The sequence below is a fragment of the Roseovarius carneus genome (assembly GCF_020141465.1).
GTDB lineage: Bacteria > Pseudomonadota > Alphaproteobacteria > Rhodobacterales > Rhodobacteraceae > Roseovarius > Roseovarius carneus.
Genome location: NZ_JAHSPD010000001.1, coordinates 534,526 through 560,188, shown reverse-complemented (window position 1 = coordinate 560,188; position 25,663 = coordinate 534,526). Strand labels below are relative to the sequence as shown.

The following is a 25,663-nucleotide window of genomic DNA, read 5'->3' as shown; positions in this document are numbered from 1 at the left end:
CCCGGCAGTGGCCCCGCCACCAAACTGGACAGCCGGACCCGCCGCGCGTAAGCACATCTGCGGATGAGCCTTTGAGGAGACGCCCCCATGACACGATCGCTTTTCGGCACGGACGGTGTGCGCGGGCGCGCCAATACCCATCCCATGACCGCCGAGATTGCCATGCGCCTCGCTGCCGCTGCGGGCCGCTATTTTCGTCGCGATCATCAGGATCACCGGGTGGTTATTGGCAAGGATACGCGTCTTTCTGGCTATATGATCGAAAGCGCGCTTCAGGCGGGGTTCACTTCCACAGGTATGAACGTCTTTTTGCTTGGCCCCGTGCCCACGCCTGCGGTGGGATATCTCACCCGGTCGATGCGGGCCGATGTGGGCGTGATGATCTCGGCCAGCCATAACCCGGCTTCAGACAACGGTATCAAGTTTTTTGGGCCTGATGGTTTCAAGCTCTCGGATGAGGCGGAGACAGAGATTGAGCGGCTTTTGGCCAAAGGCGTCAGCCTTTCGCAGCCCGAAAACATTGGCCGCGCCAAGCGGATCGACGATAGCGGCGCGCGCTATGTGGAATATGCCAAGACCACCTTCCCGAGGCAGTTGCGCCTTGACGGGCTGCGCGTGGTGATTGATTGCGCCAATGGTGCGGCGCACCGCGTGGCTCCCGCTGTGTTGTGGGAGTTGGGGGCAGAGGTGATCCGCATCGGCACCGATCCCGATGGGTTCAATATCAACGACAAATGCGGCTCTACCCACCCCGAGGCCGCCGCACAGCGCGTGCGCGAAACGCGCGCCGATGTAGGGATCTGCCTCGATGGGGATGCCGACCGGCTTATCCTTCTGGATGAAAAGGGGCAGGTGATCGACGGTGATCAGCTGATGGGCCTCATTGCTACGCGCTGGGCCGCTGATGGGCGTCTGGCGGGCAACACGCTTGTTGCCACGGTCATGTCCAATCTGGGGCTGGAACGGCATCTGGAAAGCATCGGTGTCGCGATGGAACGCACGCAGGTGGGTGATAGATACGTGGTTGAGAAAATGCGCAGCGAGGGTTTCAACCTCGGTGGGGAGCAGTCGGGCCATCTGGTGATGACCGATTATGCCACCACGGGCGATGGCCTCATCGCGGCGCTTCAGGTGCTGGCCGCGATGGTTGAGACAGGCCAAAAGGCCAGCAAGCTGGGCCGCGTGTTCACACCCATTCCGCAAATGCTCAGCAATGTGCGGTTTTCCAAAGGGGCTGATCCGCTGGAGGCAGGGGCAGTGCAGGAGGCGATTGCGGCGGGCGAGAAAACCCTTGGCACTTCGGGGCGGCTTTTGATCCGCAAATCGGGGACAGAGCCGCTTATCCGTGTCATGGGCGAGGCCGAAAATCGCGCGCAGCTGAAATCCGTGGTAGCAAGCGTTGTGAACGCGATTGAGAAGGCGGGCTAGACCCCGTAATGCGCGCGGTACCACGCTACCGTGCGGGCCATGCCGTCGCGGATATCCGTCTCGGGGCGATAGCCCGTCAGGCGGTGTAGCAGGTCCGCATCAGCCCATGTAGCGGGCACATCGCCCTTTTGCATATCCATGTAATTGCGGATGGCAGGGCGGCCCGCAGCCGCCTCAATGGCTTCAATGAAATCCATCAGCCGCACCTTTTGCGAATTGCCGATATTGACCACCCGCCAAGGGCCCGCAGGTGACAGACTGTCGCCCGGCAGTATATTTTCGGGCGTCTCGGGCTGCACCGGCGCCGCGCCCATCAAGCCGGAAATGCCGCGCACCAGATCGGTCACATAGGTGAAATCGCGAAACATATCCCCGTGATTGTAGATGTCGATGGGGGTGCTCTCCAAGATCGCCTTGGTGAACTTGAAGGGGGCCATATCAGGCCGCCCCCACGGGCCATAGACCGTGAAAAACCGGAACATGGTCGTGGGGATATTATGGAGATGCGCATAGGAATGGCCCATCGCCTCATTGGCCTTCTTGGTGGCCGCATAGATGGTCAGCGGGTGATCGGCCTTATGCGTCTCGGCGTAGGGCATCGTGGTGTTCGCACCGTAAACCGAGGAGGTGGAGGCCATCAGCAAATGCTGCACAGCGTGGCTCCGCGCCATCTCCATCACGTTGAAGCTGCCCACGAGATTGGTCTCGATATAGGCGCGTGGGTTTTCAAGGGAGTAGCGCACGCCGGCTTGGGCCGCGAGATGCACGATAATCTCGGGCTGGAAGGCATCGCAGGCCGTGATCAGCGCGCCCATGTCCTCGATCATCGCGATCGTGTCAGAATATTTGGGATGTGGGGTCAGTTGCGCGCGGCGCGCCGCTTTGAGCGCCACGTCGTAGTAATCGGTCAGCGCGTCAAACCCGTGCACCTCGTGGCCTTCCTCCAGCAAAAGCTGCGCGAGGTGAAAGCCGATAAATCCGGCGCTGCCGGTGATGAGAACGCGTGTCATAGTGTTTTGCTCTGCCTGCTCTTTTGAGTATCAGTGTTGCGCATAACGTGCCGATTGCCAATCCGTGGTTTGAGGGCACGCCCTTTGTTGTTAGAGGTGGGGCGCACGTTGGTGAGGTATCAACCGGATAAAGGACGTAAGCAGGATGCAGATTGAGAAGACGGCGCTGGAGGGAGTGCTTATCCTGACGCCACAGCGTCATGGCGACGCGCGCGGGTTTTTCTCCGAAAGTTGGAACCGGGCGCGGATGCAAGCGGCAGGGATTGAGACAGATTTCGTGCAAGACAATCATTCTCTTTCCGAGGCGTCTGGCACGGTGCGTGGTCTGCACTTCCAGACGCCCCCCCATGCGCAGGTCAAGTTGGTGCGCTGCGGGCGCGGCGCACTTTGGGATGTGGTTGTTGATATACGGCGTGGGAGCCCAACTTACGGTCATTGGACCGGGTGTGATCTGAGCTTTGAGAACGGCCGCCAGCTCTTGGTTCCGGCGGGCTTCGCCCATGGCTTTGTCACCCGCGCACCGGGCACCGAGATTGTCTACAAGTGTTCTGATTATTACGCGCCGGATTGTGATCGGGCGCTGGCCTTTGACGACCCAAATCTCGGGATTGATTGGGGCGTCGGGCGCGCAGAGGCACAGCTTTCGGCCAAGGATGCTGCCGCGCCGGGATTTGCCGGTTTGGACAGCCCCTTTGTCTATGAGGGCACGATATGAAGCTTTTGGTGACGGGTGGCGCGGGTTTTATAGGCTCGGCTGTGGTGCGGTTGGCGATTGGGCAGGGCCATAGCGTGGTGAACCTTGATGCGCTGACCTATGCGGCCTGTCTGGAGAACGTGGCATCCGTGGCGGATGCGCCGGGCTATGTTTTCGAGCATGCTGATATCCGCGATGCGGGTGCTTTAACGCGGGTTTTTGCGCAGCATCGGCCTGATGCTGTGCTGCATCTGGCCGCCGAGAGCCATGTGGACCGTTCCATCGATGGGCCGGGTGCGTTTATCGATACTAACGTCACCGGGACCTATACGCTCTTGCAAGCGGCGCGCGCCTATTGGGAAGGGGCTGGGCGACCGCAGGGCTTTCGCTTTCACCATGTCTCGACGGATGAGGTTTACGGCTCACTCGGTGCCGAGGGGCAGTTCACCGAGGACACGCCCTATGCGCCAAACAGTCCCTATTCCGCCTCAAAAGCGGCGAGCGATCATCTGGTGCGTGCTTGGGGCGAGACCTATGGCTTGCCCGTTCTGCTGACCAATTGCTCCAATAATTATGGACCGTATCATTTCCCTGAAAAGCTGATCCCGGTGGTCATTCTGAACGCGCTTGCTGGGCGCGATATCCCGATCTACGGCACCGGCGCAAATGTGCGCGACTGGCTCTATGTTGAGGATCACGCGGATGCGTTGCTGACCGTTTTGGCGCTAGGTTCTGTTGGGCGGAGCTATAATATCGGGGGTGAGAACGAGTTGAGTAATCTTGACCTGGTGCGACAGATTTGCGCGATTTTGGACGAGATGCGGCCCGGATCTACGCCTTATGCGGATCTCATGACCTTTGTTGCCGACCGGCCCGGGCATGATGCGCGCTATGCGATTGATCCGGCGCGGATGCGCGGTGAGCTTGGGTGGCAGCCATCTGTGACGGTGGAGGAAGGGCTGCGCCTTACGGTGCGCTGGTATCTGGACAATGAGGAGTGGTGGCGCGCGCTTGAGGGGCGCGCCGGTGTTGGCACGCGGCTTGGCCAAGGATGAGGGCGGGAATTTTGAGTATTTTTGCTAAGAAGAAAGCATGAGCAGGCCGCTTTTAGTGTTTGGAGCCACGGGGCAGGTGGCGAGGGAATTGCGTGCTCGGGGCGATGTTCTGGCGTTGGGGCGTGATCAGGTCGATCTGACGGATTTGGGGGCAGTTCGGGCGGCAATAGAGACGCATGCGCCCCGTGCGGTGATCAACGCAGCCGCCTTCACGGCGGTGGATAAGGCCGAGGCGGAGGAGGCGTTGGCCACCGAGGTAAATGCGGTAGCGCCGGGCGTGATGGCCGAGACGGCGGCGGCGCGGGGCATCCCGATTTTACATATCTCAACTGATTATGTCTTTGCGGGCGGTGGCAGGGCGCCTTGGGGCGAGGAGGACCTGGTGGGGCCGCTTGGCGCTTATGGGCGCAGTAAGCTGGCCGGAGAAGAGGCTGTGCGTGCAGCAGGTGGGCGGCATGTGATCTTGCGTACGGCATGGGTCTTTTCAGCGCACGGGGCGAATTTTGTAAAGACGATGCTGCGCCTTTCTGAGACGCATGGACAATTGCGTGTGGTGGCCGATCAGGTGGGCTGTCCCACCCCGGCTGCCGGTATTGCCGACGCGCTTTTGCGCATGGAAGTGGCGATGCAGGCAGGCCATCCTGGTGGGACCTATCATTATGGCGGCCAGCCTGCGGTGAGTTGGGCGGATTTTGCCCGCGCAATTTTTGCGTCCTCCGGGCGTGATGTGGCGGTGGAGGATATTCCAACGTCTGAGTATCCGACCCCAGCGCAACGTCCGCTGAATTCAAGGCTCGATTGTGCCAAGATAGAAACTGATTTTGGGATCACGCCGCCCGATTGGCGTGAGGCGCTGAAAGAGGTGTTGAAAGCGCTCTAGCCCTCAGCCAGCAAGCCCAGAAGATAGGTGCCGTAATCCGTCTTTGCATAGCGCATGGCCAGTGCATGCAGGGCCTCCGGGCTGATCCAGCCTTGCTCAAACGCGATTTCTTCAGGGCAACCGGCCTGAAGGCCCTGACGGCTTTGCAATGTGCGTACAAAATTGCCGGCATCCAGAAGGCTGCCATGGGTGCCCGTGTCGAGCCATGCATAGCCGCGCCCCATTTGCTGCACCGACAGGGTGCCCTCGTGCAAATAGCTTTGCAAGAGCGTTGTGATCTCCAGTTCGCCCCGTTCAGATGGGGTGATGGCGCGGGCGCGGTCGGGCGCGCTGGCATCGAGAAAATAGAGGCCGGTGACGGCGTAATTGGAGGGCGGTTTGGCGGGCTTTTCTACGATATCTACCGCCGCGCCCTTGGCATCCATTGCCACGACTCCGTAGCGCTCAGGGTCTGAGACGCGGTAGCCAAAAACGGTGCCGCCTGCGTCCTTGGTGTCGGCGGCGGTAAGAAGCTCGGGCAGGCCATGGCCAAAGAAGATGTTATCGCCCAAGACCATGGCCGAGGGCGCGCCATCCAGAAAATCCTCGGCCAGAAGATAGGCCTGTGCCAGCCCATCTGGCGAGGGTTGGGGAATATAGGTAAGGCTTAGCCCCCATTGCGCACCATCGCCCAGAAGGCGGCGGAACTGGGGCTGATCTTCGGGCGTGGTGATCATGGCAATTTCGCGGATGCCGGTGAGCATCAGTACAGACAGCGGAAAGTAGATCATTGGCTTGTCGTAGATCGGCATCAATTGCTTGGAAACGGCCCCGGTGATGGGAAACAGCCGCGAGCCGGTGCCGCCTGCCATAATGATACCTTTACGCGCGCCCATGAACTGCCTCCCTGCTATTTACCTGCCTATTGACACCACCGAGGCGCATAGGCGCAAGACCCCCGCGCAGAAATAGGGAATGCGTGTGGCCTTACGCCTCTGGCGTCGCTGTCCGGTCGCCACGCCCTTTGCCCCTGAGGGTTGCGAGGATGATCTTGGCGTCCAAGAGCAGGGATTGCAGCGCGATGTAGCGGGCATCCCATTCTGCCAGCCTCTCGGGGTTGCTCATGTCTACATCGTTGATCTGGGCGAGGCCGCTGATGCCGGGCTTGGTGGTAAAGACACCATGGGACCTACGGGCCTCAAAGAGGGCGGTTTGCACCGGCAGGCCAGGGCGCGGGCCGATCAGGCTGATCTCATTGCGCAGGATGTTCCAGACCTGTGGCAGTTCGTCAATTTTACTGCGCCGCAAGAAATGCCCGATCCGGGTGATGGAGGCCGCAGGGACCTCATGGGTACCTGCCTCGACTGTGCCTTCCTGCATGGTGCGGAATTTGTAGCACAGGAATGTCTTGCCATGCTGCCCCACACGCTCCTGTGCGAAAAGTCCCGGACCCGGTGAGCCTGAGCGGATCAAGACCCAGACGATCAACAGCGCCCACCACAGGAAGATTATGACGCTGAGCGCAAAGAGAATATCCATGAGACGCTTGAGGGCTGTGAAGGCGACATTGCCGCTTTGCCCGTCCGACAGGATGGTGGCATCGGGACCGCTTCCTGGCGGGTGCAGAATAAATTTGGCGAGCGTTTCCACGCGCACCGATGGTTTTAGCGCCAGTAGGCAGGACGCCAGTGGCCCTGCCAAAACCGGAGGCAGACGGTTCAGAAACGCGAGCTTGCCGTTCCACTGTGTGCCCCGCACGAAGGGCAGGTAGAGATTGACCCCATGGAGGCCGGTGACGCCCCTCAGGCTTGCGGCGCCCGCGCGTTTGCTCTGGGCGTAGGCTGTGTTGTTCTGTGGGTCCAAAGCGTGGGTCGAGGAGATATTGTAGAACCGCCCAATGCCAGCTTGCGCGCAAATCTCGGCGATGCACCGGGTGAGATCCACGTTCACGGAATGGAAAACGGCGTCAGGCACCTGCGCATCACTGTTGACCACTGCCAGATGCACCAGCGCGTCGTAGCCCGCCGCGGTGTCAGCCAACCCTTCCACCGTGCAGGAGGCGCAGCCGGGAAAAAGCTGCCGCAGCTTTGCCACGTCGCGGCCGACCAGCAGGAGTTCTGCGCCGCCTTGTTCCAGAAGAGGGATCATCTCCCTACCCACATAGCCGGACGCCCCGGTGATCACGATTTTCAACACGCGTCTCCATTAAGGCGGCTGTGGCGGGCTGAGGCCGTGCCATGAAAAGCTGCCACTTTGATAAAATTACACGTTACAGTTGATTTATCTTGGGTTAAAGCCTCCGTATAGCCTGTGGCAAGTGCGAGGCCTGAGTGCGATGTGACAGGTTTAATGCGACATCGCGGTCACAAACCGGAACCTTTGCAAGGACGTTCATCCCATTGGTCTTGCGAGATTAAGGCGATTTCAGTCATGTCTGAGGCCCACAGCACGCGCGACAAAGACAGGGCAGAGACATGTTGAAACATCTTGCAGTGGTGATCGGGCTTGGCGCGCTCTCGGGCTGTGGCGCGGTCTATATTTCACCTAAGGTGACAGAGGCCGAGGGTGCCGTGCGTGTTGTGCCGCTAACTGCGCAAAGCGTGCGGGCGGCCAACAGCTCCACCTATCAGCCCAAGACGCTGCCAGCGGCGTTTCGCGCCACTGCGGGTGGCGGCGCGGCGGCGAGTGCTGCGAATGCGGCCCCGGCCCCTTCGTTGGATCGGCAGACCCGGCCCACCAGCCTTGAGATGCGCCTGCCCCCTGCGCCAGCCGCTGGTGCCTATGAGATTGGCGTCGGCGATGTGCTGCTTCTGGCGACCAAGACGGCTGGTAATACCGTGGAAGAGCTGAGCGGGCTTCTGGCGGCGCAAAACGCGCGTCAGGGCTATACCGTGCAGGATGATGGCGCGATCGCCATTCCTGACGTCGGGCGCGTGCCAATCGCTGGTCTCACGTTGGAGGAGGCGGAGGCTGCCCTTTTCCAGAGCCTTGTTGAAAACCAGATCGACCCCAGCTTCAGCCTTGAGATCGCCGAGTTTAATTCCCGGCAGGTCTCGCTGGGTGGCGCGCTGGCCAAGCCGACGGTCGTGCCGGTTACATTGACGCCTCTGACGCTGGACCGGGCCATTGCGGCGGCAGGCGGGATCGACACGCGCGATATGGATTTCGCGTCTATCCGGATTTACCGCGACGGCACACTTTACCAGATTCCGCTGCCTGAATATCTGCGCCGGGCCGATCTGCAAAAGACTCCGCTTCAGGGCGGTGACAGCGTGTTTGTGGATACTGAATATGAGTTGGAGCGCGCGCAGGCTTATTTTCAGGAGCAGATATCGCTGGCCGATCTGCGCCAGCGGGCGCGCGCGCAAGCGCTGGCCGAGCTGAATACAGAGGTGAGCCTGCGCCGCGCCGCCTTGGACGAGGCCCGCAGCAATTTCCGCGATCAGGTCGAGCTTGATGCGGTGGAGCGCGATTATGTCTATCTGACTGGCGAAGTGCGCCGCCCATCCCGCTTCGCGCTGCCCTTCGGGCATGATGCAAGCCTAGCGGACGCGCTTTTCTCCAACGAGGGCTTTAGCACCGAGAAGGCCAACCCCCGCCAGATTTTCGTGCTGCGCGCCGCACCTGAGGCGGGCAATCCTGATCTGATCAACGCATGGCATCTGGATGGCTCCAATGCGGCCAATATCGTTCTGGCCACCCGGATGGAGATGCGCCCCAATGACGTGATTTTCATCGCTGAACAGCCGATCACCCGCTGGAACCGTGTGCTGAGCCAGTTTGTGCCAACATTGATCACCACGGGCGCGTCTTTGGCCGAGTAGCTATTGCTTTTGATGCGTGAGGGGCGTCTCGCAGAGCCTCTCTGGCGTTGGCTTTGTACGCCGCGCCTGCTTGCGAAACGCAGCGGGCGCCGTGCACGGCCCAAATCCCCGGATACCCGTGATGCGCGCCTTTTTCGCGACGGATTTTGATGCTATCAGCCGCATTCAATCGGCGACAACATCAAAAACGGAGTGTTCCGCCCCGCGCTGCGCGCTACACTCAACCTTCAGGCTGAAATTAGGACTAACCCAATGACCGATGCGGAAAAACGCGCGCTACGCGATGCCTTTGGTCAGTTTGCAACAGGTGTGACGATAGCGACGACGCGCGGGCGGGATGGCGCGCCGCGTGGCTTTACGGCCAACTCTTTTACGTCCGTCTCTCTTGATCCGCCGCTATTGCTGGTCTGCATCGCAAAATCCGCCTCCAGCTGTGATGCGTTTTGCGAGGCGGAGCATTTCGCGGTCAACGTTCTGTCGGAGGAGCAAAAGCAGGTCTCCGGCCTTTTTGCGTCCCGGTCGGATGACAAGTTCGCCCAAGCGGATTGGACCGTTGGCGCGCATGATCTGCCGCTTATCCCCGGCTCTATCGCGACTTTCGTCTGCGCACGGCAAGAGGTGATAGATGCGGGCGATCATGTGGTTTTGATGGGCCTCGTCGAGGCGGCCCAGACCCATGATGCGCCGCCGCTTGGCTACCATAAGGGTTCATATTTCTCGATCGGTCTGGAAGACCGTCTGGTGGATGCCGCCGCCCGCAGCGGCACCGCGCGCATTGGAGCCATTATGGAGCGCGACGGCGCGCTTTTGCTGCGCCATCATCCGGGCGGAGCGGTCTCCATCCCGTTTGCGCCAGAAAACGAGTGCTCGCTGTCGGGCCTCACCCGGAAGATCGCAACGCTTGGTTTGACGGCCACGCTGGACCATCTTTATGCGGTCTATGAGGAGGCAGGGAGCCATGTGATCGTCTATCACGGTACCGCGTCCGGCCCGGTGCCAGAAGGGCTCGTACCCACGCCGCTGAGCGCAATTCCCCTTGAGGCTGTTCAGAGCAAGGCGCAACGCTCCATGCTGGCGCGTTACCGGGAGGAATATCAGCACGGGCAGTTCGGCATCTACCAAGGGCCGAAGGATGGCGGGGAAACGGGCCTCATTCACCAAGTGACGGGGCGCGCGATTGTAAAGAGCTAGCGCTCTTTAGTAGGAAAACTCACCGTAGATCTGGCTGAGATTGCCCTGCCACGCGCCATAATAACGCTCCAGAAGCTCATCGGCCGGCACTTGCCCGCTCTCGACGCTTTCGCGCAGGGCGTTGAGGAAATGCGTTTCGTCGGGGATCATCCCATCCGCGCCCGATCGTGCGCGCGCCTTGAGACCCGCCTCGGAGATATCGAGCACCTGCCGGGCAAGGGCGTGCATGTCGATCCCGTCCACCTTGGCCTGAAGCGCATCCTCAGACGCCGCAATCCTCAGCGCCTCGCGCTGCGCCGTGTTCCAGTCTTTGACCATGTCCCACGCGGCATCAAGGCTACTTTGGTCATACATGATCCCAGTCCAGAATGCGGGTAGGGCACAAAGCCTGCGCCAAGGCCCGCCATCCGCGCCGCGCATCTCCATGAATTTCTTGATCCGCGCCTCGGGGAAGATCGTGGTCAGGTGGTCAGCCCAATCCGATAGGGTCGGCATTTCGCCGGGCAGGGCCGGAAGCGCGCCTTTCAGAAAATCGCGGAAGGACTGCCCCAGCGCATTGATGTATTTGCCGTCGCGGTAGACGAAATACATCGGCACATCGAGCGCGTAATCCACATAGCGTTCAAACCCCATCCCGTCTTCAAAGACGAAAGGCAACATGCCCGTGCGGTCGGAATCCAGATCCCGCCAGACCCGTGCGCGCCATGATTTATGGCCGTTGGGTGCGCGGTCGAAGAAGGGCGAATTGGCAAAAAGCGCGGTGGCCACAGGCTGCAGCGCCAGTGCCACGCGGAACTTCTTGACCATATCCGCCTCGGAGCTGAAATCGAGGTTCACCTGAACGGTGCATGTGCGGCGCATCATAGAGCGGCCCATCGTGCCGACTTTCTGCATATACGCATCCATCAGCTTGTAACGCCCCTTGGGCATCAACGGCATGTCCTCATGCGACCATTCGGGTGCGGCGCCAAGGCCGATGAATCCCACGCCCACCTTGTCGGCGATGTCTTTCACTTCGCGCAGGTGGACATTCACCTCGTCGCAGGTCTCATGGATGGTCTGCAAGGGCGCGCCCGAGAGCTCCAGCTGCCCTCCAGGCTCAAGGCTCACATTCGCGCCGTCTTTCTCAAGCCCGATGAGGTTGCCCTCTTCCAGAACCGGGGCCCATCCGTGGACATCCCTAAGTCCTTCAAGAACCGACAGAATACTGCGCTCACCCGCGTAGGGAATGGGCTTTTGGTTGTCTTTGCAATAGCCGAACTTCTCGTGTTCGGTCCCAATGCGCCAATCCTCAAGCGGCTTGCAGCCATCGGCGAGGTATTCGGCCAGTTGGCTGTGATGTTCGATTGGCCCGCCACCGGACTGAGGAATGGACATTGGGCTTCTCCGCACTGTGATCGGTCTTTGGTGACGGGGATGCCGGGGGGTGTCAAGGCCACCCGGCGGCTCAGTGTGGCGCGTGATGTGTGATCCGTGCGGTGTCCCCTGTGCCGCGCTCCCAGATCAGCACGTCACCGCCGCCGGTTTTGCGCAATTCGCTCAGCAGATGTTCCGTGCGCATGCCCGGAAGGCTCGCAAATGGCCCCAGAAGACCCTCCGCGCCCGCCGCTGTTACCGGGATCATCACATCGTCTTGCCCCGGCTGGCTCAGAACCCAGTGGACCGGGCTGCCCGTCCGGTCAAGCCTGAGCGCACTCAGTTCGCTCATCGCCACGACACCCCCGGTGAGCGGGCCGAAATAACCGATTGCGGCTTCGTCGATCTGCACGATGCCCGGCCCGCCGCGGCCTGCGTCAAAGCGCAGCCGTTGCACCGCCGCGATCATCAGGCACGCGCCCGCCAGAAGGGTGAGCCCGCCGACAAGCCCCATCACGCCATTGCCCAGCAGCACCCACCAGGCCCCGAGTGCCAGCACCCCGCCCGCGATAAGCACCCCCTGATATCGGGTGAGGGCTGCGGCCACTTCGGGGCGCACAAAGCTCATGCCCAATCTCCCAGGGATTGCTGCCAAAGCGCCAGCGCCGCCACCGCGGCTGTGTCCGCGCGCAGGATACGGGGGCCGAGACTTACGGCATGGGCGAAGGGCAGGGCGGCAAGGCGGGAGCGTTCTGCGCCCGAAAAGCCCCCTTCAGGACCGATGAGAATGGCCCACGGATCACGCGCGGCGCCGCGCGCCCCGAGGACGCCCGCGCGGGCGGAGGAGGGGCCGGCGAGCGCCTCGTCACAGAACATGATCTGGCGCGCGGGGTCCCACGCGCCTAGCACGCTGTCGAGCTTTGTCAGTGCGGCCACTTCGGGCACATATGTCCCGCCGCATTGCTCGGCCGCTTCCACCGCATGGGCCTGAAGCCGGTCCTGCCGGATACGCTCGGAATTGGTGAAATCGGTCTGCACGGGGCAGATGCGCCCGGCCCCCATCTCGGCGGCTTTTTCCACGATGAAATCCGTGCGCGCCTTCTTGATAGGCGCAAACACGAGCCACAGATCGGGCGGCGTTTGCAGCGGCTTGGTCTGCTCCAACGCTCTGAGAACGCCCGCGCGTTTGCCCGCCTCAGAAATCTCGCACAGCCATTCCCCATCGCGCCCGTTGAAGATCAGCACGCGCCCGCCCGCACCCTGCCGCATCACGCCAAAGAGGTAATGTGCCTGGTTGCGGTCCAGCGGAATGGAATTCCCTTCCGCGAGTGGGTGCTCTACATAAAGCCTGATTTTCGCTGCTGCCATGAGGGCACCATATGAGCCAGAAAGCGCCAATACCAGAGCCGGCAGATCAGGTGGCAGATGCCGTGCACGGCAACTGGGTTGACCTGCGCGCACCTGCATGGTCGCGCCCCTATCTCAGGCTCAGCCGGGCGGACCGCCCTATCGGCACGTGGCTTTTGCTTTTGCCATGTTGGTGGGGGCTGATGCTTGCGATGCTCTCCACGGGGCAGGCGGGCTGGCATGATTTGTGGATCTTCATAGGCTGCGGCATCGGTGCGTTTTTGATGCGCGGTGCAGGCTGTACGTGGAACGACATCACCGACCGCCATATCGACGGATCGGTGGCGCGCACGGCCTCCCGGCCCATCCCCTCCGGGCAGGTCAGCGTGAAGGGCGCGTTTGCATGGCTGATCTTGCAAGCCCTTGTGGCGTTTTGCATCCTTTTGACGTTTCACCCGTCGGCGATCCTGCTGGGGGTGATCTCCTTGGCCCCGGTCTGCGTCTATCCCTTTGCCAAGCGGTTCACATGGTGGCCGCAGGTTTTCCTCGGGATCGCGTTTAACTGGGGCGCGCTTCTGGCCTATACGGCACATACTGGGCAGCTCGAATGGCCCGCGGTGATCCTTTATCTGGCGGGCATTGCGTGGACGCTTTTCTACGACACGATCTATGCCCATCAAGATGCCGAGGATGACGCGCTCATCGGCGTGAAATCCACCGCGCGGCTTTTTGCGGAACAAACGCCGCTGTGGCTGCGGCGGTTTTTGGGTTTGAGCGTGGCCTTGATGACGGCGGCTGTGATCCTCGCGCTACGTGAGGCAGATCCGATTGCGCTTATGGTGGCTCTTCTGGGGCCTTGGGCGCTGGGGCTGCATTTGCTCTGGCAGCTCACACGGTTTGATCCCTCCGATGGTGCGCGGCTTCTGGTGCTCTTTCGCTCCAACCGCGACGCGGGCCTTTTGCCCCTGCCGTTTTTCGCCGCCGCACTTTTCCTTTGATTGAACTTGGCCCCGCGCGGGCCTAAACACGTGCCTAACCGTTCCAAGGTATCGGACTCTTCCATGCGCCTTTCCTCTGTTTTCACGATTTCCGGCACATTCGTTGCAGCGGGAATCGTGTGCTGGGTGGCGGCGGGGTTCGCAGTGACAGTGATTGAGGACACATCGCGGTCCGGCGTGCGCGACGCATTGGACGAGGGCGGCCTGACATGGGCCGAGGTGGATACGGATGGGCTTCAGGTCTTTCTGGGCGGCACAGCACCGACCGAGGCCACGCGATTCAACGCGATCCAGCTTGCGGGCACGGTGGTCGAATCGGCCCGCGTGATTGATCAGATGCTGGTCGAGGACAGCGCCATTTTGACCCCGCCGCGCTTCTCGGTGGAGATTTTGCGCAATGATGCGGGGATTTCGCTCATTGGCCTGATCCCGGCGGCCACGGACCGTGAGCGTTTGATGCAACGGATTTATGACGCGGCGGATGGCTCGGACGTGGCAGATCTTTTGGAGACGGCGGATTATCCCGTTGCGGGCAATTGGAACCCGGCGGTTGAGTATGCGTTGCGCGCACTTGCCATGCTCCCGCGCGCCAAAGTGTCGATCGAGGCCGGGCGGGTCGAGATCAAGACCATGACCGACACACCGGGCGAGAAGTTGACGCTGGAATCCGATCTGATGCGTCGGGTGCCGCCCGAGATCACAGTGTCGCTGGACGTGGCCGCACCGCGCCCGGTGATCACGCCGTTCACGCTGCGCTTCTTGATCGTGGATGGCGCGGCGCGGTTCGATGCGTGCTCTGCCGATACGGAAGATGCCAAGCGCGAGATTGTGGCCGCTGCCCGCGATGCGGGGCTGGGGCGCGTGCCTGATTGCGTCATTGGCCTTGGCGTGCCAACCCCGGAATGGGGCGATGCGGCGGCGCAGGCGATCCGTGCGCTGGGTCAGCTGGGCGGCGGCAGCGTGACATTTGCCGATGCCGATATTGCCCTGATCGCAGCACCGGGCACAAATGAGAGCCGATTTGACGATATCGTGGGTGGGCTTCAGAACGAATTGCCAGATGTCTTCGCGCTCAAGGCCGTTTTGCCGCCCCCCGAGGATGACAGCGCGCCCGTGGTGCCTGATTTTGTGGCGACACTCTCGCCTGAGGGGTTGGTGCAGCTGCGCGGCAAGCTGGGCAATCCGCAGCTTTTGGGCACCGTCGACAGCTTTGCCAAGGCGCGCTTCACCACCGACAGCGTTTACACGCAGGCGCGTGTGGTCGATGGGCTGCCGCCCGATTGGCCTGTGCGGGTTCTGACCGGGCTTGAGGCGCTGCCCTATCTGTCCAACGGTGCCGTGACGGTGACGCCCGATCTGGTGCGGGTCACGGGCAATACGGGCCGCAAGGATGCCAGCGCGCAAATCGCTGGGCTTTTGGCCGGCAATCTGGGCGAGGCCGGGCGGTTTGACATCGACGTGACCTATAAAGAAGAGCTGGACCCCATCGCGAGCATCCCCGAGCCGGAGGAATGTATCGCGATGATCCAAGCCATCCAATCAGAGCGCAAGATCACGTTCGAGCCGGGCTCGGTCCAGATTGAGGGTGCGAATGCCGCGATCATGGACGATATCGCTGAGATTTTGGATAAATGTGGTGACATCCGCATTGAGATCGGTGGACATACCGACAGCCAAGGCCGCGAGACGATGAACCAGGACCTGAGCCAGAAGCGGGCCAATGCGGTTCTGGATGCATTGCGTGCCCGCCGGGTGCTGACCTCCAGCTATTCCGCCGTGGGCTATGGCGAGGCGGAGCCGATTGCGGATAATGATACCGAAGAGGGGCGCGAGCTGAACCGGCGGATCGAATTCAAGCTGATCCGCCCCGAGCCGGTGCCCGAGCGGGAAACAGGGCTTGAAAGCCTTGAGCAGGACGGCGATGAAGAGGCGTCGGTCGAAGACACCGCCGCTGAGCCTGCTGATGATCCCGCCGAGGAAAGTGCCGCCGAATGAACAGAACCGAGTTTATCTTCGCCACGGCGATCATTCTCTTTGTGGCCTTTGCGCTGGGTTGGTTCGCCAACTGGCTGGTGCACCGGTTCACCCGCGTGTCGCAATCGGATGTAGGCGAGCTGGACCGGATGGCCCAGGAGCTGCATGAAGCCGAAGAGACTCGCGATCAGGCGATCACCTATTTGCAGCAGCGCGAAGCGGAGCTGACCAATCAGCTGAACCAGACCGAGGCCGAGCTTGCCGCGACCATGGAAGGCTTGCGCGAGGCGCGTCAGGAAGCCGAGCATATGCGCGCCCATATCGAGGGGCAAAGCGCGGGCTGATCACAAGCGAAATGTTTGCGTTTCGAGGTGCTTATTGGTGCCTTGATGCAGCGGGTGCACAGCCCGGTGAGCGGCTTGTCTCGCGGTTGACGAGGCTGCGCCTGATGGCGGGCCGTTAAGGAAAACGTGTCAGGTTTTAGACGTTAAGGCCGCAGTAAGGGCTGCTCTGATACCCATTGCCTTGGGTGAGTAAACAAGGTGGTGAGCATGAGTGCGCAGAGCAATGCGGCGCCAGTCATCATCAAGAGAAAGAAAGTTGTCAAAGGTGGCGGGCACCATGGTGGTGCGTGGAAGGTGGCGTATGCCGACTTCGTGACCGCAATGATGGCGTTTTTCCTTTTGATGTGGCTGTTGAACGCGACAACGGAAAAGCAACGCAAAGGTCTGGCTGATTATTTCAGCCCGACGATCCCGATCAGCCGCATTTCAAGCGGTGGTGACGGAAATTTTGGCGGAGACAGCGTGTTTTCCGAGGATACGCAGCTTAGCGATGGGCGCGGGGCTGCGCAGAAACACACGACCGAATCGGATAAGGCGCGCGGTGAAACTGGCGTGTCCGCACAGGACGCTCAGGGGATGGCAGAGCTTCAGCAAGCGTTCGATACGGCCCTGAAAGGTACCAATGGCGAGAGCATGGTATCGCGCGAACTGGCTCGTCATATCATCACGCGAGTGACCGATGAGGGGCTTGTGGTGGAGCTTTTTGACAGTGCGGGGGCGCAGCTTTTTGCGACAGGAAGTGCGGAGCCATCGCCGCTGTTGGAGGCGCTGACCGGGGTGATTGTCGAGGTGGGCGCGTTGGTTTTTAACGGCGTTTCCGTGGAAGGCCATATCGCTGCCGCCCCCGTTATTCTCAAGGATAACCCGGTCTGGGATCTGTCGACCGAGCGGGCCAATGCAATGCGGCTTTTACTGGATCGCACCGGCCTTGGTGAGGGGCGCGTGCAGCGCATGACGGGCCATGCGGACCGCGATCCGGCGGTGCGCAATCCGATGGCCGTGCGCAACAACCGGCTGGAGGTGATCTTCCTGCGCTCCGATTGATAATTGTCTTGGGCTGTCCGGGCCGGAGCAGATTGTCTCGCATTTTATCTGTTAGCGCGCTGTTAAACGAGCGGGCGTATGCCTTGTGCTCGAATTCAGTCGATGCAGCAGAAAGGCGTATCCATGACAATCTCTTCCTCGCTCAATGCCGGGGTGGCAGCGCTCAGTGCGAATGCTTCGCGCTTGGCCTCCATTTCGGACAATATCGCGAACTCGGCCACGTTTGGCTACAAACGGGTCGAAACTGATTTTCAGTCCATGGTGATCAGCGGCGGGGGGGGCTCATATTCGGCAGGTGGCGTGCGCGCCTCGACCCAGCGGTTGGTCGATCAAGGCGGCTCTCTCGTCACTACGAATAACGCAACTGACCTTGCGGTCCGTGGCCGAGGCATGTTGCCTGTCGCGCGTTCGGCCGAGGTGGGAGCTGGGAATGGGGGGCAGCAGATGCTGCTGACCTCTACGGGATCATTCCGCACGGATGCAGAGGGCATTCTAAAGACCGATAGCGGTCTTGTCCTCTTGGGTTGGCCTGCCAATCCAGATGGGTCTGTGCCGGAATTCCCCCGTGACACGGCCGATGGGCTTGAGCCTGTTCGGATCAATGTTAATCAGCTGACCGGGGAGCCGACGACAGAAATCACGCTGGGTCTGAACTTGCCGGCTGTGGACACCAACGCCGCTGGCGATGGCACGCCGCGGCAGCTTTCGGTGGAGTATTTCGACAATCTTGGAAAGTCCGAGAATGTACTGATCGAGTTTACGCCAACTGTCCCCGCAGCGGGCGATTCCAATGAATGGACCATGCGCCTTATGGATTCGGCGCAAGGCGGTGCCGTTATCGGGGAATATACGCTGAGTTTTGACGATGCGCGTGCATCGGGCGGCACTCTTTTGGGGGTGGCGCCTGCCGGGCTGGGCGGTGCCTATGACGGCGCGACAGGCTCTGTCATCGTGACCGTCGCGGGCGGGCCCATGGAGGTGAATATTGGGCGCTTGGGCACATCCAACGGCCTGACCCAGCTGTCGGACAGTTTTGCGCCTTTGTCGATCTCCAAGGATGGGTCGCCCGTGGGCAACATGACCTCGGCGAAGGTCGACGAGAACGGTTTCGTCCATGCCTCTTTTGATACCGGCATCACGCGGGTGATTTATCAGGTGCCGCTGGTCGATTTGCCAAATCCCAACGGAATGGTCTCTCTGGATCAGCAGACATTTATGCCCTCGCCTGAGAGCGGATCATTCTTCCTGTGGAATGCGGGTGATGGACCCACAGGTGATGTCGTTGCCTTCGCCCGCGAAGAAAGCGCCACGGATGTGGCCGGTGAACTGACGGACATGATCCAGACCCAACGCGCCTATTCGTCCAATGCCAAAGTGATCCAGACGGTGGACGAAATGCTTCAGGAAACCACCAATATCAAACGGTAATGACCTGATTTGAGGGAGGGTGGTCCTGAAGCCCTCCCCTTTCCATTTTCCATTATGAAAGGCCATCATATGAGTATCTCCTCCGCCCTGAGCAGTGCGTTGAGCGGTCTGACGGCCAATTCCCGCGCCGCTGGAATCGTTGCCTCGAACCTTGCGAATATTCAGACCGATGGCTATGGCCGCCGCGATGTGGAGCTTATCTCTGAGCGCAATGGCGGGACGCGAATTGTTGGTATCACACGCAATGTGGATAGCGGCACCCTTGGCGATCGGCGCATGGCCGATGGCGGTTTGGCGAGGGCAGAGACGCGCACCGCCTTCCTGCAATCCCTACAATCGAACGTGGGTACACCGGATCAGCCGGGCTCGCTCAGCGGGCGGATAGCGGCGCTAGAGGCCAGCCTCGTGAGCGCGGCCAGCCGGCCTGATGCCAATGATCGGCTTCAGGCCGTTGCACAGCGTGGGCAAGAGCTTGCCAAAGGGCTTGTTGCCGCCTCGGACGCGGTGCAGGCGCAGCGCATGGATGCTGAGGGCGAGATTGCCTTTGCCGTGCGCTCCGTCAACACCGCGCTTGGGCAGGTTCAGAGCCTTAACGCGCAAATTCTTGATGCGCGGATCGGCGGTTTTGACACCTCCAGCCTCGAAGATCAGCGGCAAGTGGTCGTTGACAGGATTTCCGAGTTTGTCCCGGTGAGCGAGGTCGCGCGCGGCAATGGCGGTATCGCCCTTATGACCCCTGGTGGCGCGCTCTTGGTGGATGGCACAGTGGCGACGCTGGGCTTTGAACCGTCCAACGTGATCATGCCGCATATGACAGCTGAGAATGGCCTACTGACGGGGCTGACGATCAATGGGCGCGAAATCGACGCAGGCTCAGATCGCAGCCCTCTGGCAGGTGGCAAGCTACAGGCGCTTTTTGAGGTGCGCGATGATTTGGCCGTGAATGCGCAGACGCAGCTTGATGCGCTGGCTCGTGACATGATCGAGCGGTTTCAGGCCCCTGGTTTGGACGCTACGCGCGCGCCTGGCGATCCGGGGGTGTTTACGGATGCGGGCGTAGTGTTTGATCCCGCCAATGAGGTTGGCATCTCGGGGCGCATGGCGCTCAACGATCTGGTGAACCCTGCGCAGGCGGGCGAGGTCTGGCGCCTGCGTGATGGGTTGGGCGCTGGGACGCCGGGGCCAGCGGGTGACGCCACACTTCTTAGCGCCTTTGGTGGCGCTTTGACCGAACGCAGCGCAATGGCGTCGGGTGATCTGGGGGTCGGATTGGCGACGTCGGTGCAGCACATGAGCAATATGGTTTCGCGCATCTCGCAAGCGCAGCTAACCGAGGATCGCAACACCAGTTTCGCCGCCGCCCAGCAATCCGAGCTGCAAGAGCGCTTGCTCTCCGACGGGGTCGATAGCGACGCCGAGTTGCAACTTCTCTTGCTGATCGAGCAGTCTTACGGCGCCAACGCACGCATGCTGCAAGTGCTGGACGAAATGATGGAAACCCTTCTGAGGATTTAAACCATGACATTAACTTCAATCGGTGACATGGCGCAGAGTTTTGCCTCACGTCGCCAGAGCAGCATGCTTCAGTTGCAATTGAGCCGCCTGACGCAGGAGCTGTCGAGTGGTCAGGCCACCAATGTCGCACAGGCGGTCGGTGGCAGCTTTGGTCAATTGGCAGATATCGAGCATCAGATGGTCGTGCAATCCAGCTACAAAAGTGCGACGGCGGAGGCCGCTCTGTTGGCCTCTTCCATGCAAATTGCATTGGGGCAGGTTCAGGACGCTCTGACTGACGTGTCCGGTGTGGTGGCATTGGCGGGGCAATCGAATTCCCCCACGGCGATTTCTGCCACGGCCGAGGGGGCGCGAGGGGCATTGGATGCCATCGTCGCTGCTCTCAATACCGATGTGGCGGGGCGGCCGCTCTTTGCTGGAACCGCCCTGAATAACGCGCCTTTGTTGGGGGCGGACGCTATCCTTCAGGAGGCGCGGCTGGCGATGGCTGGCGCGTCGGATGCCGTGGCTGTGGACGCCGCTCTTGAGGCGTTCTTCATGGATGCGGGTGGCGAATTTGAGACCCTGATCTATCAAGGCGGAAGTGGTTATTTGGCGCCGCAGGCGCTGGGAAATGGTGAGACGGTTCAGCTCTCGATCCGTGCGGATGATGCCAGTTTGCGGGCGGCAATGAAGGATCTTGCCAAGGCGTCATTGGCGGATGATCCGGCGCTTGGTCTTGATACGGATGGGCGGCTTGCCATGCTCCGCGGTGCGAGCGACGGCATGCGTATTCAAATAGACGCCATCACCGATATACGCGCCAATCTGGGCTTCGCCGAGGCCCGGATCGAGCAGTCATCGACGCGGATATCAACCGAGCTGACTGGCCTCTCCATGGCACGCAACGACCTTTTGTCGGTCGACATATTCGAGACAGCCAGCAAACTGGAAGATGTGCAGCGTCAACTTGAGACGCTCTACACCCTTACCGCGCGGAACTCGCGCCTCAATCTGGTGAATTTTCTATGACTTATGTGACCCGTCTTTTAGTAGCAGCCTTTTTGGTTTTGGGGATTGCCGCGCCAAGTGCTGAGGCTAACCAAATCCGGATCAAGGACTTGGTGGAGTTCGATGGTGTGCGCGGCAATGATCTCGTGGGCTATGGCCTTGTTGTTGGGCTGAACGGCACCGGGGACGGGTTGCGAAATGCGCCCTTTACCGAGGAGATCATGACCAACATTCTAGAGCGTTTGGGCGTCAACGTGACGGGTGAGCAGTTTCGCCCCAAGAATGTGGCGGCAGTTTTGGTGACGGCGAGCCTGCCGCCTTTTGCGCGTGCAGGCGGTCAGATTGATGTGACCGTATCGGCGATTGGGGATGCCAACAGCCTTCTGGGCGGTACGCTTATCATGACGCCTCTTAACGCGGCGGATGGACAGATTTATGCAGTGGCACAAGGCACGATCATTGCCGGTGGCGCGGTTGCTGGTGGCGATGCTGCCGAAGTCGTGCAGGGTGTTCCGACATCCGGTACGATCCCATCCGGTGCGCGGGTCGAGCGTGAGATCGCCTTCGACCTCGATAGTCTTTCGACGTTGCGCCTTGCTCTGCGGGAACCGGATTTTACCACCGCCGGTCGGATTGAGCGGGTGATTAACCAGAATTTCGGACGCGCTGTGGCGGTGATGCTCGATTCAGGGACAGTGCGTCTCGATATCACGCGGACCCGGCTGCAATCTCCAGCACATGCGCTGGCCGAAGTTGAGAACCTGACCGTAGCGCCCGAGCGCAAGGCGCGGGTTGTGGTCGATCAACGCTCTGGCACAATTGTGATGGGGGATGATGTGCGAATCAGCCGGATCGCGGTGTCGCAAGGCAACCTGACCCTTCGGGTGCGTGAAGCACCGCTTGTGGTGCAGCCCAATCCTTTTGCTGAAGGAGAGACAGTGATCGTGCCACGCACGGATGCTGAGATTGAGCAGGAGCCGGGCATCAGCCTTGCGGAGGTGGCACCGGGGACAACCCTGTCAGAGGTTGTGGCGGGCCTGAACGCACTGGGCGTGGCGCCGCGCGACATGATTGATATCCTCAAGAGCATCAAGGCGGCAGGTGCGCTTCATGCGGAGTTTGTTGTGCGGTGAAGGTGACTGGCGGATAGTCTTGAAGTGAGGTGGCCCTTGTTTAGCTGGTTGGTACCCTACTAAGCCATGCGTCCGTGCCTACTGACCTTAAGGGCCGCCATGCTGCGTGCGAAAAAAGGGTCACGCGCAATGCCCGCAACCCTTCTTAACCGGTCCAGAAAAGGCGCTTAGAAGTAGCCGCGCACAAGGCTTCCAGCGATCAGCGCCCAGCCATCGGCGATGACGAAGAAGGCCAGCTTGAAGGGCAGTGAAACGATTGCCGGAGGGACCATCATCATGCCCATGGACATAAGGATCGCAGCGACCACGAGATCGATAATCAAGAATGGCAGGAACACCAGAAAGCCAATCTGAAAGGCGCGGGCGATTTCCGACAGCAAAAAGCTTGGGATCAGCACCGACAACGGAGCGCTTGGCCCGGTCTCGATAGTGGCGGCATCCGGGCGCAACGCCGCCATGGCCTCGAATGTGTCGACCTCTACGCGCCCAGCCATAAAGACGCGAAAGGGCTCCAATGCGCGGGTCATGCCCGTCTCGACAGGTAGGGTTTCGGCGAGAAGGGGGGCAATGCCCGTTTCCCATGCTTCGGTGAACACCGGCTCCATCACGAAATAGGTCAGGAAGAGCGCTAGGCTGACGATGAGCATGTTGGGTGGGGATTGCTGCAGCCCGATACCTTGCCGCAAGATCGCCAGAACCGTTACGATGAACGGAAAGCAGGTGATCATGATCGCAAGGCCCGGCGCAAGGCTGAGTACGGTGATCAGGGCAATTAGTTGGATTGTCCGCGCAGAAAGCGAACTGTCATCGCCAAGCGAAATGGAGATGTCCTGCGCCATGCCCGGGCCTGTCAGGACGCCGAGCATGAGCACGCATAAAAGGGAAAACCGCATCATCCCAGACCGTCTTGCAGATCGGCGACCTCGGTGAGGCGGACGGCCAACTGCCCTTGGGCGTCGCCTTCCATTTCCTCCAGCTGACCCCGGGCGATCAAGCGATCCCCGACATAAAGTTCGACCGGATCATCCACGCGTTTATCGAGCGAGAGGACCGCATCGCGGCCCATCTTGAGCAGGTCGCGGATCAGTGGACGGGCTTTACCAACCGAGATGGTGATCTCGATCGGGACCGAGGAAAAGGGGCTGGCGGTGTCCGCGCTGCGCCCGGTCTGGTCTGAGGACGTCTCCATCAAGCGGTCTCCTTTTGCATGTCATTGTTTTGATCTTCAAAAAAACCGTCCACGGCTTTTGAGATGTCGTCGAGCACCCGGTCGAGATTGATCTCGCGCCCGTCTCCCGCGACTTCGATATGAACCTGACCCTCGCCGAGCGAAATCTCTGAAAGCAGGGTTACGTCCATTCCAATCAACCCTTCGGTCAGAGCCTCAAGAGCGGCCAGATTGGCGGGTGCAGTGATGATTCGGATTTTCCCCTGGCAGGCCTCACCAGCCATGCTCTGGATTGTTTCGATCACACGGTTGCCAAGGCTCTCGCGGGCAAGACGTGGCAAAACTTGGTCGACCATTCCTTTGAGGAGCGGTTTAAGCGATGCCACCAGCCCCGCCTGCGCCTCTTGGACTGTGAAGGATAAGTCCATGAGATTGCTGGAGAAGTCCGCGCTGATGCGTGACGCGTCGTCTTTTGCGGCCTTCACGGCATCATCCCAGCCTGCGGAGTACCCTTTTTCAAAGGCTTCCAGTCGCTGTTCTTCGAGCGAGACATCCGACAGGTGGATGGTGTGCTCGTCTTGGGTCGAGCCGAAATCCTCAAGAAGATGTGCAATGCCCATCAAGCTCTCTCCTCTTTGTCTTCAAGCCAGTTGCGCAGGACCTCGACGGTCTCTTCCTGCCGGTCGCTGATCATACCGCGCAGGCGTTCCACAGGGTCTTCGGTGCTGCCGGTGAGCGCCTGCGACCTGGCCATGTTGGAAACCAGCGGCAGGTTACCCGCATCGTCGCGTGAATCGTCGATCTCACCCGAGAGGGCTGTCATGCCTCCGGGCGAGGCGTTGGCTGCATTTGTGCCATTGGGCAGGCCAAGCGGTGCCGTCGCGCGGGGTGCTTGCGCCAGAAGCGGGCGCACGACAAAGAGGCCAAGCAGCAAGGCCACAAGACCCAGAACCGTGGCTTGGATCAGCGACATCATATCCAGCCCGAGTGAGGCGATCATCGAGGGTTCCGCAGCGGTGCCGAGTACTGGCAACGGCTCAAATTGCATCGTTTTGATCGTGATCACATCACCACGCGCCTCGTCGAACCCTACGGCAGAGGCGACAAGCTCTTTTAGGGCACCAAGCTCCTCTTCTGGGCGGGGGGTAAATACATCAATCCCTGTCTCATCCGCCGTGAGCGACCCGTTGACCAGAACCGCGACACTCAGGCGTTTGACGGCCCCGGGGCCTTGGGTGATCTGGCGCTCGGTTTGGGAGACTTCGTAATTCACACGCTCGCGGGTTTCACTGGTCTGGCTTGAGGACGAATCGGCGCCACCCGCGTCGCCGCTCGGCAGATTGGACGCTACAGTGACGTCCCCTCCACCTTGGTCGGAGGCGGTGTTGGTGCGTTCCTCGGTATCGGTGCTGATCGCAATGCGGCTTTCGGGATCAATGCGTGTCTCGCGGATCGTTTCGGTGTTTTTCACCGTGTCCACACTCACCTCAACCACCGCATTGCCGGGCCCCACGCGGGCCTCCAGAAGGCGTTCGACGCGCTGGCGTAAGGCATCGGCACGGTCTTCACCGGCATTTGTGGGCGCTTTTTCTGCGGCGCCGATCAGGCCGCCATTGCTGTCAATGATCGACACATCCTCGGGTGTGAGGCCAGTGACGGCGGAGGCCACAAGGAACTTGAGCGCCTGTGCCTTGGCGGGCTCAATCGTACCACTTGCGGCGGTGACCATGACGGACGCTGTGGCACGCACATCGCGCTGAAACGGGTTGGAGCCGATATTGCCGATATGCACGCGTGCGGCGCTAATGGCGGGGCTGGCCACGATCGTGCGGGCCAGTTCGCCCTCCTTGGCGCGCCAGTATGCGGCATCGAACATCTGGGAGGTGGTGCCGAAGCCTGATAGGCCATCGAGCAGTTCATACCCCTGACTGGAATTCGTGGGCAGGCCCTCGCTCGCCAAGGTCATGCGAAGCGTATCGCGCTGCCCTGATTCGACAAAAATCGCACCGCCGCGCACTTCATGCTGGACGCCGCGCTGTTCAAGAGAGCGCACAACCTCGCCTGCGGGGCCGCTTTCCAGACCCGCATACAACAGTGACATGCTGGGTGCGGTCACCATGCGGGACAGGCCAATCACGGCGGCGAGGATGGCGATACTGGCCAAAACGACCACAACCCTTTTGCGCGGGTCAAGCGCGGTCCACATCTGCGCGATTTGCTGCAAGTTCCTTGCCTCCTGTTGCCCAAACGTTCTGCCGGGCGCTTTGGTCATGTTTGGCTCATCAGGCTTAACAATCGGTTAGTG

24 protein-coding genes are annotated in these 25,663 nt (G+C 60.8%); 14 read left to right on the top strand and 10 right to left on the bottom strand.

What is annotated here, in order from left to right:
• Positions 1–87 precede the first annotated feature (87 nt).
• Positions 88–1,428, top strand: a complete 1,341-nt coding sequence (gene glmM / locus KUD11_RS02840; protein WP_109386778.1) for a phosphoglucosamine mutase — start codon at positions 88–90, stop codon at positions 1,426–1,428.
• On the opposite strand, the gene KUD11_RS02835 is transcribed toward glmM, so the two are convergent.
• Positions 1,425–2,438 carry an NAD-dependent epimerase/dehydratase family protein gene (locus tag KUD11_RS02835; RefSeq protein ID WP_109386780.1) on the bottom strand — a complete coding sequence of 338 codons (1,014 nt, stop codon included), beginning with the start codon at positions 2,436–2,438 and terminating at the stop codon, positions 1,425–1,427. The two genes, glmM and KUD11_RS02835, sit on opposite strands and share 4 nt — an antisense overlap.
• Before the next feature lie 145 nt (positions 2,439–2,583).
• Here KUD11_RS02835 and rfbC point away from each other — a divergent pair, with 145 nt between their 5' ends.
• From rfbC to rfbD, 3 genes are read left to right on the top strand one after another with little or no spacing between them, the layout of a single operon-like run.
• A complete protein-coding gene (gene rfbC, locus KUD11_RS02830) occupies positions 2,584–3,153 on the top strand; it encodes a dTDP-4-dehydrorhamnose 3,5-epimerase (protein WP_109386782.1) in 570 nt (189 codons plus the stop codon).
• Complete coding sequence (rfbB, locus tag KUD11_RS02825; protein ID WP_109386784.1) at positions 3,150–4,187, top strand: dTDP-glucose 4,6-dehydratase; 1,038 nt, start codon at positions 3,150–3,152, stop codon at positions 4,185–4,187. Before rfbC ends, rfbB begins: the two co-directional genes overlap by 4 nt.
• Positions 4,188–4,224: 37 nt before the next feature.
• Entirely contained in the window at positions 4,225–5,067 is an 843-nt protein-coding gene (gene rfbD / locus KUD11_RS02820) for a dTDP-4-dehydrorhamnose reductase (protein WP_109386786.1), read from the top strand.
• On the opposite strand, the gene rfbA is transcribed toward rfbD, so the two are convergent.
• Together rfbA and KUD11_RS02810 are read right to left on the bottom strand one after the other, a co-directional pair.
• Complete coding sequence (gene rfbA / locus KUD11_RS02815) at positions 5,064–5,942, bottom strand: glucose-1-phosphate thymidylyltransferase RfbA (protein WP_109386788.1); 879 nt, start codon at positions 5,940–5,942, stop codon at positions 5,064–5,066. The two genes, rfbD and rfbA, sit on opposite strands and share 4 nt — an antisense overlap.
• A gap of 91 nt (positions 5,943–6,033) precedes the next feature.
• Positions 6,034–7,230: a sugar transferase gene (locus KUD11_RS02810; RefSeq protein ID WP_224380283.1), complete on the bottom strand. Its 1,197-nt coding sequence runs from the start codon at positions 7,228–7,230 to the stop codon at positions 6,034–6,036.
• Positions 7,231–7,520: 290 nt separating this feature from the next.
• On the opposite strand from KUD11_RS02810, the gene KUD11_RS02805 reads away from it, so the two are divergent.
• Together KUD11_RS02805 and KUD11_RS02800 are read left to right on the top strand one after the other, a co-directional pair.
• Positions 7,521–8,870 (top strand): polysaccharide biosynthesis/export family protein, encoded by a 1,350-nt coding sequence (locus KUD11_RS02805; protein ID WP_181375316.1) that lies wholly within the window; start codon positions 7,521–7,523, stop codon positions 8,868–8,870.
• 252 nt (positions 8,871–9,122) lie between these two features.
• Positions 9,123–10,061, top strand: a complete 939-nt coding sequence (locus KUD11_RS02800; RefSeq protein WP_109386792.1) for a flavin reductase family protein — start codon at positions 9,123–9,125, stop codon at positions 10,059–10,061.
• A 6-nt stretch (positions 10,062–10,067) separates the two neighbouring features.
• Here KUD11_RS02800 and KUD11_RS02795 read toward each other — a convergent pair whose 3' ends face one another.
• From KUD11_RS02795 to KUD11_RS02785, 3 genes are all read right to left on the bottom strand, one after another.
• Positions 10,068–11,438: a glutamate--cysteine ligase gene (locus tag KUD11_RS02795; RefSeq protein WP_109386794.1), complete on the bottom strand. Its 1,371-nt coding sequence runs from the start codon at positions 11,436–11,438 to the stop codon at positions 10,068–10,070.
• A 70-nt stretch (positions 11,439–11,508) separates the two neighbouring features.
• Positions 11,509–12,045 (bottom strand): hypothetical protein, encoded by a 537-nt coding sequence (locus KUD11_RS02790; RefSeq protein ID WP_109386796.1) that lies wholly within the window; start codon positions 12,043–12,045, stop codon positions 11,509–11,511.
• Positions 12,042–12,785 (bottom strand): 16S rRNA (uracil(1498)-N(3))-methyltransferase, encoded by a 744-nt coding sequence (locus tag KUD11_RS02785; RefSeq protein WP_109386798.1) that lies wholly within the window; start codon positions 12,783–12,785, stop codon positions 12,042–12,044. The genes KUD11_RS02790 and KUD11_RS02785 overlap by 4 nt, the downstream gene beginning before the upstream one ends.
• 11 nt (positions 12,786–12,796) lie before the next feature.
• On the opposite strand from KUD11_RS02785, the gene ubiA reads away from it, so the two are divergent.
• The 8 genes from ubiA (at position 12,797) to KUD11_RS02745 (ending at position 22,190) form a co-directional block, all read left to right on the top strand.
• On the top strand, positions 12,797–13,762 hold the full coding sequence (ubiA, locus tag KUD11_RS02780; protein WP_109386800.1) for a 4-hydroxybenzoate octaprenyltransferase: 966 nt from the start codon (positions 12,797–12,799) through the stop codon (positions 13,760–13,762).
• A 63-nt stretch (positions 13,763–13,825) separates the two neighbouring features.
• On the top strand, positions 13,826–15,757 hold the full coding sequence (locus KUD11_RS02775) for an OmpA family protein (protein ID WP_109386802.1): 1,932 nt from the start codon (positions 13,826–13,828) through the stop codon (positions 15,755–15,757).
• Positions 15,754–16,080 carry a hypothetical protein gene (locus tag KUD11_RS02770; RefSeq protein WP_109386804.1) on the top strand — a complete coding sequence of 109 codons (327 nt, stop codon included), beginning with the start codon at positions 15,754–15,756 and terminating at the stop codon, positions 16,078–16,080. Before KUD11_RS02775 ends, KUD11_RS02770 begins: the two co-directional genes overlap by 4 nt.
• Positions 16,081–16,287: 207 nt before the next feature.
• Positions 16,288–17,124, top strand: coding sequence for a flagellar motor protein MotB (locus tag KUD11_RS02765; RefSeq protein ID WP_109386806.1), 837 nt, complete (start codon positions 16,288–16,290; stop codon positions 17,122–17,124).
• A 123-nt stretch (positions 17,125–17,247) separates the two neighbouring features.
• The gene (locus KUD11_RS02760; protein WP_109388317.1) at positions 17,248–18,552 is read left to right on the top strand and encodes a flagellar hook protein FlgE; all 1,305 of its coding nucleotides are present in this window, start codon (positions 17,248–17,250) and stop codon (positions 18,550–18,552) included.
• Positions 18,553–18,621: 69 nt separating this feature from the next.
• Positions 18,622–20,067, top strand: a complete 1,446-nt coding sequence (gene flgK / locus KUD11_RS02755) for a flagellar hook-associated protein FlgK (protein ID WP_181375317.1) — start codon at positions 18,622–18,624, stop codon at positions 20,065–20,067.
• A 3-nt stretch (positions 20,068–20,070) separates the two neighbouring features.
• Positions 20,071–21,078: a flagellin gene (locus KUD11_RS02750; protein ID WP_109386810.1), complete on the top strand. Its 1,008-nt coding sequence runs from the start codon at positions 20,071–20,073 to the stop codon at positions 21,076–21,078.
• Positions 21,075–22,190 carry a flagellar basal body P-ring protein FlgI gene (locus KUD11_RS02745; RefSeq protein WP_109386812.1) on the top strand — a complete coding sequence of 372 codons (1,116 nt, stop codon included), beginning with the start codon at positions 21,075–21,077 and terminating at the stop codon, positions 22,188–22,190. The genes KUD11_RS02750 and KUD11_RS02745 overlap by 4 nt, the downstream gene beginning before the upstream one ends.
• A gap of 167 nt (positions 22,191–22,357) precedes the next feature.
• Here the strand turns inward: KUD11_RS02745 and fliP are convergent, their stop codons facing one another.
• From fliP to fliF, 4 genes are read right to left on the bottom strand one after another with little or no spacing between them, the layout of a single operon-like run.
• Positions 22,358–23,086 (bottom strand): flagellar type III secretion system pore protein FliP, encoded by a 729-nt coding sequence (gene fliP, locus KUD11_RS02740; protein WP_109386814.1) that lies wholly within the window; start codon positions 23,084–23,086, stop codon positions 22,358–22,360.
• Positions 23,083–23,379: a FliM/FliN family flagellar motor switch protein gene (locus tag KUD11_RS02735; RefSeq protein WP_109386816.1), complete on the bottom strand. Its 297-nt coding sequence runs from the start codon at positions 23,377–23,379 to the stop codon at positions 23,083–23,085. The genes fliP and KUD11_RS02735 overlap by 4 nt, the downstream gene beginning before the upstream one ends.
• Entirely contained in the window at positions 23,379–23,978 is a 600-nt protein-coding gene (locus KUD11_RS02730) for a FliH/SctL family protein (RefSeq protein ID WP_109386818.1), read from the bottom strand. Before KUD11_RS02730 ends, KUD11_RS02735 begins: the two co-directional genes overlap by 1 nt.
• On the bottom strand, positions 23,978–25,582 hold the full coding sequence (gene fliF / locus KUD11_RS02725; protein ID WP_109388319.1) for a flagellar basal-body MS-ring/collar protein FliF: 1,605 nt from the start codon (positions 25,580–25,582) through the stop codon (positions 23,978–23,980). Before fliF ends, KUD11_RS02730 begins: the two co-directional genes overlap by 1 nt.
• Between the last annotated feature and the right edge of the window lie 81 nt (positions 25,583–25,663).

Coding starts and splice junctions, on each gene's coding strand:
- rfbC (WP_109386782.1), top strand. CDS start 2,584: ATGCAGATTGAGAAGACGGCGCTGGAGGGAGTGCTTATCCTGACGCCA.
- KUD11_RS02760 (WP_109388317.1), top strand. CDS start 17,248: ATGACAATCTCTTCCTCGCTCAATGCCGGGGTGGCAGCGCTCAGTGCG.
- KUD11_RS02750 (WP_109386810.1), top strand. CDS start 20,071: ATGACATTAACTTCAATCGGTGACATGGCGCAGAGTTTTGCCTCACGT.
- KUD11_RS02765 (WP_109386806.1), top strand. CDS start 16,288: ATGAGTGCGCAGAGCAATGCGGCGCCAGTCATCATCAAGAGAAAGAAA.
- KUD11_RS02795 (WP_109386794.1), bottom strand. CDS start 11,438: ATGTCCATTCCTCAGTCCGGTGGCGGGCCAATCGAACATCACAGCCAA.
- KUD11_RS02800 (WP_109386792.1), top strand. CDS start 9,123: ATGACCGATGCGGAAAAACGCGCGCTACGCGATGCCTTTGGTCAGTTT.
- KUD11_RS02770 (WP_109386804.1), top strand. CDS start 15,754: ATGAACAGAACCGAGTTTATCTTCGCCACGGCGATCATTCTCTTTGTG.
- KUD11_RS02805 (WP_181375316.1), top strand. CDS start 7,521: ATGTTGAAACATCTTGCAGTGGTGATCGGGCTTGGCGCGCTCTCGGGC.
- ubiA (WP_109386800.1), top strand. CDS start 12,797: ATGAGCCAGAAAGCGCCAATACCAGAGCCGGCAGATCAGGTGGCAGAT.
- KUD11_RS02730 (WP_109386818.1), bottom strand. CDS start 23,978: ATGGGCATTGCACATCTTCTTGAGGATTTCGGCTCGACCCAAGACGAG.
- KUD11_RS02785 (WP_109386798.1), bottom strand. CDS start 12,785: ATGGCAGCAGCGAAAATCAGGCTTTATGTAGAGCACCCACTCGCGGAA.
- KUD11_RS02745 (WP_109386812.1), top strand. CDS start 21,075: ATGACTTATGTGACCCGTCTTTTAGTAGCAGCCTTTTTGGTTTTGGGG.
- KUD11_RS02775 (WP_109386802.1), top strand. CDS start 13,826: ATGCGCCTTTCCTCTGTTTTCACGATTTCCGGCACATTCGTTGCAGCG.
- KUD11_RS02835 (WP_109386780.1), bottom strand. CDS start 2,438: ATGACACGCGTTCTCATCACCGGCAGCGCCGGATTTATCGGCTTTCAC.
- rfbD (WP_109386786.1), top strand. CDS start 4,225: ATGAGCAGGCCGCTTTTAGTGTTTGGAGCCACGGGGCAGGTGGCGAGG.
- rfbA (WP_109386788.1), bottom strand. CDS start 5,942: ATGGGCGCGCGTAAAGGTATCATTATGGCAGGCGGCACCGGCTCGCGG.
- rfbB (WP_109386784.1), top strand. CDS start 3,150: ATGAAGCTTTTGGTGACGGGTGGCGCGGGTTTTATAGGCTCGGCTGTG.
- KUD11_RS02735 (WP_109386816.1), bottom strand. CDS start 23,379: ATGGAGACGTCCTCAGACCAGACCGGGCGCAGCGCGGACACCGCCAGC.
- fliP (WP_109386814.1), bottom strand. CDS start 23,086: ATGATGCGGTTTTCCCTTTTATGCGTGCTCATGCTCGGCGTCCTGACA.
- KUD11_RS02790 (WP_109386796.1), bottom strand. CDS start 12,045: ATGAGCTTTGTGCGCCCCGAAGTGGCCGCAGCCCTCACCCGATATCAG.
- flgK (WP_181375317.1), top strand. CDS start 18,622: ATGAGTATCTCCTCCGCCCTGAGCAGTGCGTTGAGCGGTCTGACGGCC.
- glmM (WP_109386778.1), top strand. CDS start 88: ATGACACGATCGCTTTTCGGCACGGACGGTGTGCGCGGGCGCGCCAAT.